Origin of the sequence: Cobetia sp. UCD-24C, from assembly GCF_001306765.1 — a bacterium.
GTDB classification, from domain to species: Bacteria; Pseudomonadota; Gammaproteobacteria; order Pseudomonadales; family Halomonadaceae; genus Cobetia; species Cobetia amphilecti.
Genome location: NZ_LJTD01000004.1, coordinates 436,142 through 451,556, shown reverse-complemented (window position 1 = coordinate 451,556; position 15,415 = coordinate 436,142). Strand labels below are relative to the sequence as shown.

Sequence of the window (15,415 nt, the reverse complement as noted above, 5' to 3'; positions counted from 1 at the left end):
CCCCTATCCATCTTTATTGGCTACCTGCATAGGATGCCCGCAATGCTCGCCAGTCCCGCCGATTTTCCCTACCTAGCAAGCCTGCTTGATGGCCTCGCGCAGTATTTCCCGCTCTCGCTGCCTATCGTCTGCGCGTTGCTGCTGCTTGCCCTTCTGACATCAGCCATGTCTGCAGCTGTCGGGGTCGGCGGTGGCACCCTGCTGATCATGTTCATGGCGCAGTTGATGCCTGCCGCTGCCTTGATTCCGGTGCATGGCATGGTGCAGCTGGGCTCCAACGGCGGGCGCATGGCGATGACGTGGCGCCATATCGACATGCGCCGTCTGTTGGCCTTTCTGCCCGGTGTGGCGCTGGGTGCGCTGGTCGCGGCCTGGGTATTGATCCGCTTGCCTGAAGGGGTGCTGGAGCTTTCCATCGCGCTGTTCGTGCTGTTCACCTGCTGGGGGCCGGCACTACCCAAGCGAGCTTTGAGCCGCACGGGCACCTTGATCGCCGGTGCCATCACCACCTTTCTTTCAAGTCTGATCGGTGCCAGCGGCCCACTGGTGGCGAGCTTCATCAAGCAAGGCGGCGGCGAGCGTCATACCAAGGTGGCGACCTTCGCGGCCTGCATGGTCGCGCAACACCTGACCAAGGCGTTCATCTTCGGCATGGCAGGGTTTCTCTTCCAGGAGTGGTTGCCCCTGATCGTGCTGATGATCGGCGCGGGCCTGATCGGTACCCGGCTCGGACTGCGCTTTCTGGATAGCGTCTCCAACCGGCACTTCGATGGCCTGTTCAAATGGGCGCTGTCGTTGCTGGCGCTCAGGCTGGCCTGGCTGGGTAGCGCTTCTCTGATCAGTCATTGATCCGCCGTCAGCCATGCCCTGTTCCGCTTCTCACGCACGGCTCATCTGGCGGTCGCGCTGATGATCACAGTTTGTGTCCCTGTCCTCTCGACAGGGATGCCTTGGGTGTCACGCTCAGCTGGCCTTGTTGCATGCCTCGTCCATCATGACGTGTCAGCATTACCTACCATCAAAAGCGCCCCGCTCAGGCATCAGGCTGAGCGGGGCGCTGCTTGTCATGCGTCAACTACAGAGCAGAGATCAGAACGGATATTGGCGAGGCTCGACCTGCAGACTGACCCACTGGTCGGTGGTGAATTCCTCAAGCACCCAGTCGCCATTGAAGCGCCCAAGGCCGGAGTTCTTCTCACCACCGAAGGGTGCGCGCGGGTCATCGTTCACCGGCATGTCATTGACGTGCACCATGCCAGCCTCGACCTGGCGCGCGAAGCGCTCGCCGCGAGCGATATCCGCGGTGAAGACGGAAGCCGAGAGGCCATATTCGGTGCCATTGGCAAGCTCCAGCGCGTGCGCTTCATCACGGGCTTTCTGGATGCCGACCAGCGGCCCGAAGATCTCGTTGCGCGCCAGACTCATGTCATTGGTGACCTCGGTGAACACATGGGGCGGCACCAGCTGCCCCTGCGTCTCGCCCTCAAGCATCACCCTGGCGCCCTCGCCCTTGGCCGTCTCGATCATCTCGAGCAGACCATCACGCTGCTTGGCATTGATGATCGGCCCGATGACGGTATCGTCCTGTGCGGGATCGCCGACCTTGAGTGAGCGGGCACGCGCCACGAAGCGATCGACAAAGGCGTCATGGACCGACTCATCGACGATGATGCGGTTGATGGCCATGCAGATCTGCCCTTGGTGGAGGAACTTGCCGACCAGAGCGGCGTCTACCGCCTGCTCGATATCTGCATCATCAAGCACCACGAAGGGGCTGTTGCCGCCCAGCTCCAGGGCAACCTGCTTGAGATGATCACCACCGACGGCGCGACTACCGATACCCTTGCCCACCTGGGTGGAACCGGTAAAGGAGATCAGCCGCGGTACCTCGTGATCCACGAAGGCATCGCCGATCTCGCTGCCGGCACCGACCACCACGCTCAGGACACCGGCAGGCAGGCCCGCCTCCTCGAAGAGCCTGGCCAGCAGTAGGCCGCCGGTCAGCGGAGTATCACTGGCCGGCTTGATGACGACGCTGTTGCCAAGTGCCAGTGCCGGCGCCAGGGAACGCTGGGTCAGATGCAGCGGGAAATTCCACGGGCTGATGATGCCGATGACACCCAGCGGCTTGCGGAAGACACGGCTTTCCTTGCCCGGCACCTGAGCCTCCATCACCATCCCGGCCACGCGATTGGCCATCGCGGCGGACTCCAGCGTGATCGCACGGGCCGCCGCCAGTTCCGCCTGAGCCTTGAGGCGAGTACTGCCGGACTCACGGATCAACCAGCCGAGCAGCTCCTCGCGTCGCTCGTCCATCAGCTCCACCGCCTTGTGCATCACACCCGCGCGCTCGCTTGCCGACGTCTGGGCCCAGTCAGGCTGAACATCGCGCGCCTTGCGATAGCTGGCGTCGAGATCCTCGGCGTTGGCCATGGAAATCGAGAGCAGCGAGCTCTGATCGAAGGGGTCCACCACCTCAAGCATCTTGCCGGCTCGTCCGGCACGCCATTCACCGGCGAGAGGGAGCTGCTCCAGGTTCTGGTAATCGCGAGGCATGAGTCTCTCCGTGCTATGGGGTTACAGGAGACATGGCGATAGTGTGGCAAAACCCAACCACCGCAACTCAGCTATGCCAGAATGGCACCGCCAACTGAGAGCACCCCCCTACCGCAACCGAATGAGAGTCAAAGGATGAGCCCTGAAGACCTGCAGAAACTGACGAACCGCCAGATGCCCTATGGCAAATATGCCGGACGCCTGATTGCCGACCTGCCCGGGGATTATCTGGGCTGGTTTGCGCGCAAGGGGTTTCCGCAGGGCGAGATCGGTCGCCTGCTCGCGCTGATGCACGAGATTGATCACAACGGGTTGAATGCGCTGCTGGAGCCGTTGAGAAAACGCTAAAGCCAAAGAGAATTATGCTGTCGATTAAGTTGATTTAAATATACCTGCGAGCAACCAAAATATATGATGGTCTTTGCATGCTCCTAACTTCATGCCCACCATTTCTGAGGCAATCATGACACGCACACTAATAACAACTGTACTCATGCTTACCATTACAGGTTGCTCTACTACGCCAATTTCATCATTAGATGCCGACCCCGTCCCTCCTGAACGAATCTATGCACACAATCAACCTTTACAGGAGGAGCATGGGACATTGACTCTGACCCGTGATAGTGGGCTGTTAGGCAGCGCTTGCGGGATCATTGTAAAAATCAATGGAGTTCTAACCGCCAAGCTTGACCCTGCAGAAACTGTCTCGCTGGATCTTACTCCGGGTACATATATCGTCAGCGCTTCAGCGGATCAAGGGCTTTGTGAGACTGGAGTAAAAGAAGTGAAAGACACCATTACTCCCAATACAACAATACGCTATAGAATGGGGTATGACCCAAGCGGAACACTGGGGCTTTTCCCGACAATGTATTGACCAAAATCACTACAAGCGGCCGCTGGCCTCCAGTTGATCGAACATGTCGTGCAGCGTCGCCTCGAGGGGCCGGTAGATCAGACCCAGCTGCTCGCGACTGCGGGTATTATCGAAGACGAAGGGGTGGCCCACGTTGCGCGCGACGACCTTGCGGGTCACGGCCTTGTTGGCCAGCGGACCCGCCAGCCACACCAGCCATTTGGGCAGCTGGCGAGTGGGAATCGCGTACTGCGGGCCGGCGTGACGGCGCAAGGCCCGCCCCAGCTCAATGAAGCTTGAGGAATGCCCGGCGACCAGATGACGCCCATTGGCCGTGGGCAGAAATCCCGCCGCCAGATGCGCCTCGGCCACATCCCGCACATCCACCACGCCCATGCCGTAATCCGGCGCGCCTATCCTGAGCGTGCCATCACATAGCTGCGTCATCAGGCTGAAGGATTCGCCGCACGTGTCATCGCTGATCGCGGGGCCGAGCACCAGCGAGGGGTTGATCACCACCAGCCGCCAGCGCGACTGCCGCTCGGCGATCTGCCAGGCGACCTGTTCCGCCAGCGTCTTGGAATGGGAATAGGCCTGATGCTCAAGCGACGCCGTGGTGTTCCAGACACTCTCGTCGAAACAGCCACGCGGCGTATCCAGCGCATCGGCATTGTCGCTGTAGATGGCGGCACAGCTGCTGGTCAGCACCACCCGTTCGACACTGGTCTGACGATTGGCCTCTTCCAGCACATTGCGCGTGCCCTCTACTGCCGGACGCACCAAGTCGCGCTCAGGGTCCAGGACACTGACCACGAAGGGTGAAGCGGTATGAAAGACCACCGCACAGCCTGCCATCGCCTGAGCGTAGGAACCCTGTTTGAGCAGATCACTGGCGAAGACACGTAGCTCCCCCGGCAAGCGCTCGCCCAGCGCCATGAGCGCCGCCAGACGTTCGCTATTGCCGGGATCGCGCACGGCGGCATGCACCGTCAGGCCTTCTTCCAGCAAGCGACGAATCAGCTGCCCCGCCACATAGCCGGTCGCGCCGGTCACCAGTACCGGGCGCGATCGCTCCAGCCCTGCCAACAAGGCTTGCGTAGACGCATTGAGCGGCATGGACGTCTCCCGGAATGCATTAATTGGCGATCTGACGGCACAGCGTGCGCGGCAATGGCGTCAGGCAGACAGCTTGACGAACCAGGTCCACAGGCCGCCCAGAATCAGCGACTCGGCGGCAAAGCGGAACAGATGGCGCATCTCGATGCCATCCAGCATCAGCCCCATCAGACGGGCCGTCATGATACCGGCGATACCTGCCACCGCGAGCGTCACCAGCACCGGCAACACACCCATGCCAATCGGCGGATACATCAGCAGATACCCCACCGCGATGACCCAGCCCCAACGAATGCGCCGCGAGATCGCCGCGCCGGTCTCCTTCGGTACGGTCTGCGGGGTGTCGTTCGGCCCCTTGAAGCGGTTGACCAGCTCCGGCACTGCCGCCAGCAGTACCCCTGCTGTCAGCACGAAGCCGCCCAGAATCTGCAATACCATCATCATCGTGCCATCTTCCCTTGTCCGGTAATCAATGGCGCACATGCTACCAATACTGTCGGGCAAATGCCTGACTTAAGCCGCCGGCATCAGGTTGGCTCAGCCTCGTTCACGGCTGGCAGGTCGCTGGGCTCACGCCACAACGAGATGAATGTAGCAATGCACATCAGAATCATCAGCAGCGAAAACGGCAGAGAAGCGATGAGCATTGCCTTCTGAATCGCCGCCAGGCCACCCGCCAGAAGCAATGAGCCCACCACCAGTGTAAGCAACACACCCCAGATGATGCGGTGACGGCGCTCGTTGGTTTCCTCTCCCCCGGCCATGATGGCGTTGAGCACCAGCACGCCCGAGTCCGCACTGGTCACCAGATACGTGATGATCAGGATCAAGGTGCCGCCGACAATGACAGGGATCAAGGCGCCGGTATCCAGGTAATCCAGCGTCACGAACAACACGGTGGCGATATGATCGCGCACGGTTGCCAGAATCGTGCCTTGCGCCAATCCGCTGGTTTCCATGTGCAGACTGCTGCCACCCATGTAGCAGATCCATACGAAGCACATGAAACTGGGAGCCACGACCGCCCCCAACACGAATTCACGAATCGTGCGACCACGTGAAATACGCGCAAGGAAGAGCCCGACGAATGGTGCAAAGGCAATGAACCAGGCACGCTGCAGAATGGTCCAGTCGACCTGCCACTGGCCTAACGCACTCGTCACCGGCCAGGTTTGGAAGCTGCGTTCAGGCAGGGTTCTCAAATAATCCCAGGTCGCGGAAACCAGCAGTTCACTGGCAAACAGACGACTGCCGAACCAGATAAAGACGGCCAGCAGGGCAAAGGACAGAAGCATGTTGAACTGGCTGAGCCAGTTGACGCCGCGCTTCACCCCGGTCACGGCGGACAGTGTCGATAGCCCCATTATCACGACGAGTGTCAGGATCAACGGCCAGGGGCGTGGAATACCGGCGGAGTCCAGCAATTCAGTGCCCGGCATCACGAAATCCAGCCCTGCCACCAGCTGACTGACACCGGCGCCCATGGTGGTGGCCACGCCCAAAGTGGTTGCGACCACGGCAATGATATCCACGGCGTGACCCAGGGGGCCATCCAGCAACCGCTTGCCGAAGATGGGCATCAAGGTACTGCGAATGGTCAACGGCAAGCCACGACGGTAGGCGAAATATCCCAGCGCCAGCGCCACAGAGGCATAGATTGCCCAGGCATGCAGCCCCCAGTGCAGGAAGGTATAGCTGACGGCACTTTCAATGGCCTGCTCGGACCCCGCCTGCACCTTGCCTGCCGCGATATCCGGATTGAAATTGAAGTGCGAGACAGGTTCCCCGATGGAGTAGAACAGCAGCCCGATGCCCATCCCGGCGCCGAACATCATCGAAAACCAGGCAAAACGCGAAAATTCAGGCACTTCATCATCACGCCCCAGTCGCTTGCGCCCCAACGGCGACACACACAGCACCGTGCAGAACACCAGATAGAAGGCGACGGCATATACGTAATAGAGATTGAAGTGCTCAAGCATAGTCTGATTGATCGTGGTCAACAGCGCTACGGCCCGATCAGGGAGGGCCACGGCAAATACCACGAGAAGAGTGATGATCAGTTTGCTGATCAGTGTCACCGGAATGTTGAGTCCTCGGTACAACCCCGTTTTCTGGCAAGTGATAGTGATACTGCTGTCATTCACATCGGACGACATGTCTTTACCTCACGTCAGTAGGCGCGCAGCCAGCCGTCCCTCACGCGCCATAGGCACTGGTACATGAAGGAAGCAGACAATGGCGGCACGATCATTTATTGGAATTATGGTGATCTGTGTCTCTACATCTGTGTCACTACGAAACGCGTCAGGAGATTGCGATCAGGCAGCTGCCCGACCGAACACCCCGGAGTATGAAAACAACGTCATTGCGGACGGCAGACTGCGGGCCAAGAAGTGTCATGGCGCTGCTTGATCAGCAGCGCCATCCTGAAATCATCAGTTCAACAAGGCTTCCTCGAACGGGAACTTGCTCAGGATCTCGAGGCCGTCTTCGCGCATCACGCACTGCTCCTCGAGCTTGACGCCTTCCCCGGCTTCGGGGTCGCCGATATAGCTCTCGACGCAGAGCACCATGCCCGGCTCGATCACGCCGTCGTAGCCTGAGACGGCAAAGTCGGCATGGTGATACAGGTAGGGATATTCGCCGGTCATGCCACAGCCATGGGCAGAGAGGTAATAGCGATTGGCATGGAAACGCTCGGGGATGTTCCAGGCCTTCTCGGAATATTCACGGAAGCTCATGCCGGGACGCAGGATGTCGAGATTGTGCTGTACCTGCTCATGGGCGGTGCGATACAGCAGCTTCTGGGTCTCGGTCGGCTTGTCAGGGCCGACGTGGAAGGTGCGCGAGAAGTCGGAGTAATAGCCGTGGCAGCCGACGACGTCCGTATCCAGTGCCACCAGCTCGTTGGCGGCCAGTCGCTTGGTCGCGGTTTCCTGGAACCAGGGATAGGTGCGCGGGCCTGAGTTGAGCAGGCGAGTCTCACAGTAGTCGCCATTGTCAGCGATGATGGACTGATGCAGCACCGACCACAGCTCGTTCTCGGTGATGCCGGGGCGAATCGCTTCACGCAGACGTCCGACGCCGCGCTCGGTAGCACGCAGCGAGGCTACGACACACTTGAGCTCTTCGTCAGACTTGATGGCACGTGCACGTTCAAGCGGTGCCTGGGCATCGACGACGCGCGCGCCCAGACGATCAAATGCGATGGCGGTCCCGGCATTCATGCGCTCCATGCCGATCACCGCTTTCAGACCGCACAGCTCGGTAATGGTCGCCAGCATCTCGCGCGCCCATTGCTGTTCACGCTCAGCGATATCGTGACCTGCCGCAACGAAACTGGTAGTCATGGCCGGGCGCACTTCGTCGATGGTTTCCAGGCCATCGGCGAGATGCTCACAGCCCGTGAATTCGAACAGCACACTGCGATGCTGGGTCAGCAGCAGGTAACGCGCCGGAGTATTGCGAGCGCTGAAGACCTGCATGTTGCGTGCGCCGCTGGCGTAGCGGATGTTGACCGGGTCCGAAATGATCAAGGCATCAACGCCCTGGGTGCTCATCTCTTCGCGCAGGCGATTCTGTCGATAACGACGCACGGCCACCAGGTCGATGCCTTCACTTTCAGGGGCATTGTCCTGAAGCTCCAGCGGGTGAAGGTCACTACGGTCGGCATGCCAATCAAGTTCATTCATGTTTGCTACCCAGTCAGGTCACGGAGTGTCATGCTGATAGCCCGTGGTCATCTACGGAATACCCTATGCATCACGATGACATCAGTGTGAACCTGATGATTCCGGCTGTGTATAGCCTCAATCCTGATCAACCTTGATAACTTTAAGTCATCAGGCATTGACCTATCAGCCAACGTTACCCTCCTCGTCTCGGAGCCCTGCATGAAGAGCTTTCGTCATCGCCTTCCGCCTCTCAACAGCCTGCTGACCTTCGAGGCAGCCGCGCGTCACGCCAACTTCACGCGTGCCGCCAGCGAATTGCATATCACCCAGGCTGCCGTCAGCCGTCAGATCGCCATCCTTGAGCATCACATCGATACCAAGCTGTTTCATCGCCATGGCAGACGCGTCTCCCTGACCGCAGCAGGACAGCAGTTGAGCCAGCGCCTGGCGACCAGTTTCGATTTCATGATCGACGCGCTGGAAAGCGTCAGCCGCCCTTCTCCCAATGCCCGCCTGACACTGGCCGCCAACAGCGCCATCTCACACCTATGGCTGGGGCCGATGTTGAATCGACTTCGCGCCACCCAGCCGACGCTTGCCAGTGGCCTGCGCCTGATCACCGCAGATCATCATCGCGACATCCTCACCGAGGATGTGGATCTCGCCATCTGCTATGACATGGCGCCGCATCCGGACTGGCAATTGACCCCTCTGTTCACCGAGACGCTCTATCCGGTGGCGTCACCCGACTTCATCGCCGAGCTACCACAAGGTGCCCGCGACTGTCGGGAGCTACCTCTGCTGGCGGCTCTGCCACTGCTCGACTACGAGCGCCTCGAACCCAACTGGATCAACTGGCCACGCTGGTTCAGTGGCATGGGCAAGCCGGGGCTGGCGCTCAATGTGCAACGTCAATTCACCAGCTACCACCTGGTGCTGGATGCCGCATTGGCCGGGCAAGGTGTCGCGCTGGGCAGTCATCAGCAAGTCAGTGCATTGGTGGCACGGGGACAGCTGGTGCGGCTGGGGACGCTGGAGTATTCCTCCGGCTGTGATTACTGGCTCGCGGCGCGTCTCGAGAGCCAGAACCCGCGCCAGGCAGCGTTGGCCAGCTGGCTGCATGAGCAGGTCTGAGATGGCCAGCACGAATACTGATGGCTGTCAGCCCAAGACGGAGGGCTGAAGATCGAGCGCTGATGACCGAGAGCAGAGAGCAGACTTCCCATCCGCGGCACGCTGATCTATCATCGCATCATCGTCATTTCGACAAGTCTCGACATATGGACAGATTAAATGAATGACTCCGACAGCCTGCCCGACCCGCAGGCCACGCTGGACACCTTCGCGGCGCTGTCCCAGGCCACGCGTCTGGACACGTTTCGACTGCTGGTCCGCCATGAGCCACAAGGCCTGCCTGCCGGCGAGATCGCACGGCGTCTCGAGGTGCCGCACAACACGCTCTCGACCCATCTGGGCGTATTGAGCCGCGCGGGGCTGATCCACTCCCAGCGCGAAGGCCGCTCGCTGATCTACCGCGCCAACCTCGAGCACATGCTCGCCACCGTGCAGTTTCTGGTACGTGACTGCTGCGCGGGCTCCTCGGTGGTCTGCGACCCACTGCTGGCCTCGCTCACCGTGCCCGACTGCAGCGCCTCTTCTACCCCCTGTGCTTCTCAGGAGCCTGGCAGCGATGACTGATTCCGTCCGTTCTTCCGGCAAGATCACGATGTATCACAACCCGGCCTGCGGTACGTCCCGCAATGTGCTGGCCATGCTCAAGGCCTCCGGCGAGACACCGGAGGTGATCGAGTATCTGGTCACCCCGCCGACGCGCGAGACGCTGGAATCACTGATTGCCGCCATGGGGGGCGGCCCGCGCCCGCTGCTGCGCCGCAAGGGCACGCCCTATGACGAGCTCAATCTGGATGACCCGGCCTTGAGCGATGCGGCGTTGATCGACGCCATGATGGCCCACCCGATCCTGATCAATCGCCCCATCGTGGTCACGCCGCAGGCCACGCGCCTATGCCGCCCGTCGGAGGCGGTACTGGAGCTGCTGGACAACCCGGTCGCGCAATACACCAAGGAAGACGGCGACGTCGTCCACGCCCCCAGGACCTGAATCATGAACGCACACACTCCCGACGCGTCGCACCTGCCGACAGGCGACACCATGACCAATGAACTCATGACCGATGAGATGAAAGCGGCACTCGCCGACCTGCCCAATATCGATGCCGAACACTGGCGACCGCTGGAGATCGATCGCCTGGTCGGGCCGGATGCCCCGCGTCACGCGCCGCGCATTCTGGTGCTGTACGGCTCCCTGCGTGAGCGTTCCTTCTCGCGCTTCGCCGCCGAGGAAGCGGCGCGCCTGCTGCGTGCCTTCGGTGCCGAGGTGCGCCTTTACTCGCCGGCCGGCCTGCCGCTGCCGGATGACTGCGAGGCCGATCACCCCAAGGTGCAGGAGCTGCGCGAGCTGGCCCAGTGGTCCGAGGGCATGCTGTGGGCGAGCCCGGAGCGCCACGGCGCGATGACCTCGATCATGAAGGCGCAGATCGACTGGATTCCCCTGTCACTGGGCGGCGTGCGCCCCACCCAGGGAAAGACGCTGGCCATCCTGCAGGTCAGTGGTGGTAGCCAGAGCTTCAACAGCGTCAACCAGCTGCGCATTCTGGGCCGCTGGATGCGCATGCTGACCATCCCCAACCAGTCATCCGTGCCCAAGGCCTTCAATGAATTCGACGAGCATGGCCGCATGCGCCTGTCGCCTCTGTATCTGCGCATCGTCGATGTCTGTGAAGAGCTGATGAAGTTCACCTGGATGAACCGCGACCGCAGCGCCTATCTGATCGAGCGCTACTCGGAGCGTGTCGAGAGCGCCGAAGAGGTCTCCCGTCGCGTCAATCAGAGCACGATCTGACGCAATCCGCGGTCGCGCACGCGGCTTCTCACTTACTCTTCACCCTCGACAAGGAGACGTCATGCTTGCCTTGGCAATCTTCGCCATCACGCTGGCACTGGTGATCTGGCAGCCACGCGGGCTGGGCATCGGCACCAGCGCCCTCGGCGGCGCCGTGGTCGCGCTGGCCTGCGGCGTGGTCAATCTGCCGGATGTGCTGGTGGTCTGGGATATCGTCTGGGACGCCACCTTCACCTTCGTGGCGCTGATCATCATCTCGCTGATCCTCGATGAGGCGGGCTTCTTCAGCTGGGCCGCGCTGCATGTCGCGCGCTGGGGCGGCGGCAATGGACGCAAGCTGTTCCCGCTCATCGTGCTGCTGGGCGCGGTGATCGCGGCCTTCTTCGCCAATGATGGCGCCGCCCTGCTGCTGACGCCGATCGTGATCGCGATTCTGGTGCGTCTGGAATTCTCGGCGGCGGCCTCGCTGGCCTTCATCATCGCCACCGGCTTCGTGGCCGACTCCACCAGCCTGCCGCTGGTGATCTCGAATCTGGTCAACATCGTCAGTGCCAACTACTTCGACATCTCCTTCACGCATTACGCCGCCGTGATGGTGCCGGTCGATCTGATCGCGCTGGCCGCCACGCTGATCGTGCTGAGGCTGATGTTCCGCAAGGAGCTGCCCTCGCACTACGCGCTGGAGAAGCTCGAGGCACCGTCGAGCGCCATCAAGGACCGCCAGGTATTCCGCGCAGCCTTCCCGCTGCTGGGGGTGCTGCTGGTGTCCTACTTCGTGACCGCGCCGCTGGGCATTCCGCTCGCCGTCGTCACCGGCAGCGCCGCGCTGATTCTGCTGGCCATCGCCGGGCGCTGGCTGGGCAGCGGTGATGCCGTGATCGAACTCGGCCCGGTACTGCGCGGCGCGCCGTGGCAGATCGTGCTGTTCTCGGTGGGCATGTATCTGGTGGTCTACGGGCTGGGCAATGCCGGCCTGACCGATCACGCCAGCGACATCCTCGCCTGGCTTGCGAGCCAGGGCGAGCTGGTCGCCACCCTCGGCACCGGCGTGCTGGCCGCCGTCACCGCCTCGGTGATGAACAACATGCCGGCCACGCTGATCGGCGCGCTGGCCATCGACCACCTCACCGCGCAGCAGGTCAATGACGCGACGCGTGAGCTGATGGTCTATGCCAACGTGATCGGCAATGATCTGGGGCCCAAGTTCACCCCGATCGGCAGTCTCGCCACACTGCTGTGGCTGCATGTGCTCGATCAGAAAGGCCATCACATCAGCTGGGGGCAGTACATGAAGGTCGGCCTGGTGCTGACGCCGCCGGTGCTGATCGCCACCCTGCTCGGCCTGTGGGCCTGGCTGGGCGTGCTCAACGGCTGAGAGGCCGCCATCTCGTGGCCAAGGGCCATGGCTCAGGCCGTCATGACATGAGCACTTGCACAAGAAAGCCCCGCCGAATCCCGGCGGGGCTTTTGCGTTGTGTGCGTCATTGTCCGTGATAGAGATGTCCGCCGTCAGGGCTGGGGGCGGCTGACGATGACTCCACTGTCGGCCGCTTCACCCTCAGCGGCGATCTGCTCACGCATCCAGTCACAGAACTGCTGCACGTGCCTGGCAGGCTGCGGATGATGGAATAGCCAGTAAGCGCGCTGGCGATTGGCGGCCATCTCGAACAAACATTCCAGGGTTCCATCTTCCAGCTCCTTGCGGATCAGGCGCGGCGGACACAGCGCGACCCCCTGCCCCGCGACCACCGCAGCACTCAGCAGACTGAAGTCCTGATAGAGATCGCCCTTGTCCAGCTGGGAGGGATACAGCCCGCAGTTGTTGAACCAGTCATGCCAGGGCTGGCGCGATTGATCATGGATCAGCTCGAGCTTGAGCAGGTCTGCCGGCTGGGTCGGGCGGCGGTGATGCTCAAGATACAGCGGACTGGCCACCGGCTGGGTGGCTCCCGAGAACAGGCGGAACGCCTGTGATGCCTTGTCCGGGAGTTCGTCCTGCCAGGTGATCATCACATCGACCTCCGGCAGCAGCCCACGCGCACTGATGCCGGCATATTGCAGGCTGACCGCGATATCGGGGCATTGTTCGCGAAAGCTGTTGAGCCGCGGAATCAGCCAGCGCACCGCTACCGAGGGAAGACAGCTGACGCGCAGCTGACGCCGCTGGTGCACGCCTTGTGGGTCGACCTCGAATTCGGCCACCGACTGCTCGATTCTGGCAAAGCCGGCCTGCAGGCCATCGGCCAGTCGGCGCCCGGCGTGTGACAGCACCACGCCGCGTCCGGCCCGCTCCAGCAGACTGACCTCCAGCGTGGCCTCCAGGCGGCGTATCTGGTGACTCACCGCCGACTGGGTGATGTTGAGCTCATCCGCAGCCGCGGTGATGCTCCCCAGGCGTGACACGACCTCGAAGGCATTGAGCGATGACAGACTGGGTCGCATGGGGTGTCCTTGATGACTGGCCTGGCCGGGAGCCAGAAACCGGGTGCCGAGTGCCTGTGTCAAGCGCTGGGCTGAGTGCTTTGATGAGTGCTTGCGAGCAGCGCCCTGATGGAAGAAAGGCGTCAACCAGCATGTGACGGCAACCCATGATATTGAGTCATATATTAAACGAAAAATGGTCATTTTTCTGCAACCCACCTCATGGCTAAGGTGAAGGTGTCAGTGATATTGCCAGCTCCCCGCTGCTTGTTCCGCGCAAGCCTGCTGCAACACGACACCACTGGTGAACAATAACAAGACGCCTCGGCGTCACCATGAGGTCTCCTAGGATGAACTTACCTGTCCTGCTGTCGTTCGGGCTCTATCTGCTGCTGATGCTGGGCATCGGCATCTACTTCTATCGCATCACCCACAATCTGTCGGATTACATACTCGGGGGACGCGGCTTGCCGCCAAGCGTCGCGGCCTTGAGTGCCGGCGCCTCCGATCTCAGCGGCTGGGCCCTGATGGGCCTGCCCGGCGCCATCTTCAGTGGTGGCCTCTCGCAAGCCTGGATCGCGGTCTGGACCCTGGTCGGCGTCTACCTGAACTGGACCCTGGTCGCCGAGCGACTGCGCGTGTTCACCGAAGCGGCCGGCAATGCGCTGACGGTGCCGGATTATCTGGAAGCGCGTTTCGAAGACCGCTCACGCGTGCTGCGTACCCTGTCTTCCGTGGTCATGCTGGTGTTCTTCACCTTCTATGTCTCGGCGGGTCTGGTCGGTGGTGCCGTGCTGTTCGAAGGTCTCTTCGACATCGATTACCGCGTCGCACTGTGGTTGGGCGCGCTGGTCATCGTCGGCTATACCTTCCTCGGTGGCTTCCTCGCCGCCTCATGGACCGACCTCATCCAGGGCCTGATGATGGCCGCCTCGCTGTGTGCGGTGGCTGCCATGACGGCAGTGGCGCTGTTCGGCGATGGCGCAGCCGCCCCGGCAGCGGCGCAGGATGTCGCCCCCATCGGTGGCCTGATGGAAGGCGTGACCTTCCTGGGCATGCTGTCGCTGGCCGGCTGGGCGATCGGCTACTGTGGCCAGCCACACGTCGTGGTGCGTTTCATGGCCGTGCGCAAGCGTGAAGATATCAAGGTGTCGCGGCGTATCGCCCTGCTGTGGTCCGCCATCACCATGGCGGCTGCGGTATCAGTGGGCGTGCTGGGTTACTACTGGTTCGGCGGTGAGCTGGGTGGCGGTCTCACGGACAGCGAGCGTGTCTTCATCTCCCTGAGCCAGATCATGCTCAACCCCTGGGTGGCAGGCTTCATTCTGGCCGGCGTTCTGGCCGCGATCATGAGTACCGTCGATTCCCAGCTGCTGGTCTGCTCCAGCGCCATCGCCGAAGACATCTACCGTGGCCTGATTCGCCCCCAGGCGACGCAGAAGGAGCTGGTCTGGCTGAGCCGTGCCAGCGTGATCGGCATCGCACTGCTCGCCACCGTGATGGGCAGCGAGCGTGACAGTAGCATCCTCGGCCTGGTGTCCTACGCCTGGGGTGGCTTCGGCGCCGCCTTCGGTCCCGTCATCCTGCTGTCACTGTTCTGGCGTGGCATGACCCGCAACGGCGCCATCGCCGGCCTGCTGGTCGGTGCCCTCACCGTCGCGATCTGGAAGTCGCTGAGCGGCGGCCCGCTGGAGATATTCGACATGTTCGAGGTCGTGCCCGGCTTCCTGTTCGCCCTGATCGCCGTCGTCCTCGTCAGCCGCATGAACGCAGAACCTGCCGCCAGCGCCTGCTTCGACCGCCTGATGAAGCACTGGCGCCGCGAACAGGCATGACCCCGCGCAGGGGGACCAAGAACCTCCC

15 protein-coding genes are annotated in these 15,415 nt (G+C 61.8%); 9 read left to right on the top strand and 6 right to left on the bottom strand.

Annotated features, from left to right (window positions below):
- Nucleotides 1-42: 42 nt before the first annotated feature.
- On the top strand, nt 43-849 hold the full coding sequence (locus tag AOG28_RS08350; RefSeq protein WP_054556037.1) for a sulfite exporter TauE/SafE family protein: 807 nt from the start codon (nt 43-45) through the stop codon (nt 847-849).
- A 240-nt stretch (nt 850-1,089) separates the two neighbouring features.
- Here AOG28_RS08350 and AOG28_RS08345 read toward each other — a convergent pair whose 3' ends face one another.
- Nucleotides 1,090-2,556, bottom strand: coding sequence for an aldehyde dehydrogenase family protein (locus AOG28_RS08345; RefSeq protein ID WP_054556036.1), 1,467 nt, complete (start codon nt 2,554-2,556; stop codon nt 1,090-1,092).
- Between the two features lie 135 nt (nt 2,557-2,691).
- Here AOG28_RS08345 and AOG28_RS08340 point away from each other — a divergent pair, with 135 nt between their 5' ends.
- Complete coding sequence (locus AOG28_RS08340; protein WP_054556035.1) at nt 2,692-2,904, top strand: DUF3820 family protein; 213 nt, start codon at nt 2,692-2,694, stop codon at nt 2,902-2,904.
- 115 nt (nt 2,905-3,019) lie between these two features.
- Nucleotides 3,020-3,436 carry a hypothetical protein gene (locus AOG28_RS18185; protein ID WP_152965372.1) on the top strand — a complete coding sequence of 139 codons (417 nt, stop codon included), beginning with the start codon at nt 3,020-3,022 and terminating at the stop codon, nt 3,434-3,436.
- Between the two features lie 9 nt (nt 3,437-3,445).
- Here the strand turns inward: AOG28_RS18185 and AOG28_RS08335 are convergent, their stop codons facing one another.
- The 4 genes from AOG28_RS08335 to AOG28_RS08320 all read right to left on the bottom strand — a co-directional run bounded on the left by AOG28_RS08335 (nt 3,446) and on the right by AOG28_RS08320 (nt 8,226).
- Complete coding sequence (locus AOG28_RS08335; RefSeq protein ID WP_054556034.1) at nt 3,446-4,531, bottom strand: NAD-dependent epimerase/dehydratase family protein; 1,086 nt, start codon at nt 4,529-4,531, stop codon at nt 3,446-3,448.
- 60 nt (nt 4,532-4,591) lie between these two features.
- Entirely contained in the window at nt 4,592-4,975 is a 384-nt protein-coding gene (locus AOG28_RS08330; protein WP_054556033.1) for a hypothetical protein, read from the bottom strand.
- A gap of 83 nt (nt 4,976-5,058) precedes the next feature.
- A complete protein-coding gene (locus AOG28_RS08325; protein WP_054556032.1) occupies nt 5,059-6,690 on the bottom strand; it encodes a BCCT family transporter in 1,632 nt (543 codons plus the stop codon).
- A gap of 279 nt (nt 6,691-6,969) precedes the next feature.
- Entirely contained in the window at nt 6,970-8,226 is a 1,257-nt protein-coding gene (locus AOG28_RS08320; RefSeq protein ID WP_054556031.1) for a M24 family metallopeptidase, read from the bottom strand.
- A gap of 201 nt (nt 8,227-8,427) precedes the next feature.
- Between AOG28_RS08320 and AOG28_RS08315 the strand changes: the two genes are divergently transcribed.
- The 5 genes from AOG28_RS08315 to AOG28_RS08295 all read left to right on the top strand — a co-directional run bounded on the left by AOG28_RS08315 (nt 8,428) and on the right by AOG28_RS08295 (nt 12,506).
- Complete coding sequence (locus AOG28_RS08315; RefSeq protein WP_043332762.1) at nt 8,428-9,342, top strand: LysR substrate-binding domain-containing protein; 915 nt, start codon at nt 8,428-8,430, stop codon at nt 9,340-9,342.
- Nucleotides 9,343-9,501: 159 nt separating this feature from the next.
- Nucleotides 9,502-9,906: an ArsR/SmtB family transcription factor gene (locus AOG28_RS08310; RefSeq protein ID WP_054556030.1), complete on the top strand. Its 405-nt coding sequence runs from the start codon at nt 9,502-9,504 to the stop codon at nt 9,904-9,906.
- Entirely contained in the window at nt 9,899-10,330 is a 432-nt protein-coding gene (arsC, locus tag AOG28_RS08305) for an arsenate reductase (glutaredoxin) (protein ID WP_054556029.1), read from the top strand. Before AOG28_RS08310 ends, arsC begins: the two co-directional genes overlap by 8 nt.
- A gap of 78 nt (nt 10,331-10,408) precedes the next feature.
- Nucleotides 10,409-11,131 carry an arsenical resistance protein ArsH gene (gene arsH / locus AOG28_RS08300; protein ID WP_442854952.1) on the top strand — a complete coding sequence of 241 codons (723 nt, stop codon included), beginning with the start codon at nt 10,409-10,411 and terminating at the stop codon, nt 11,129-11,131.
- A 61-nt stretch (nt 11,132-11,192) separates the two neighbouring features.
- Entirely contained in the window at nt 11,193-12,506 is a 1,314-nt protein-coding gene (locus AOG28_RS08295) for an arsenic transporter (RefSeq protein ID WP_054556028.1), read from the top strand.
- Nucleotides 12,507-12,640: 134 nt separating this feature from the next.
- Here AOG28_RS08295 and AOG28_RS08290 read toward each other — a convergent pair whose 3' ends face one another.
- Complete coding sequence (locus tag AOG28_RS08290; protein ID WP_054556027.1) at nt 12,641-13,573, bottom strand: LysR substrate-binding domain-containing protein; 933 nt, start codon at nt 13,571-13,573, stop codon at nt 12,641-12,643.
- 329 nt (nt 13,574-13,902) lie between these two features.
- On the opposite strand from AOG28_RS08290, the gene putP reads away from it, so the two are divergent.
- Complete coding sequence (putP, locus tag AOG28_RS08285; RefSeq protein WP_054556026.1) at nt 13,903-15,387, top strand: sodium/proline symporter PutP; 1,485 nt, start codon at nt 13,903-13,905, stop codon at nt 15,385-15,387.
- The last annotated feature ends 28 nt before the right edge of the window (nt 15,388-15,415 follow it).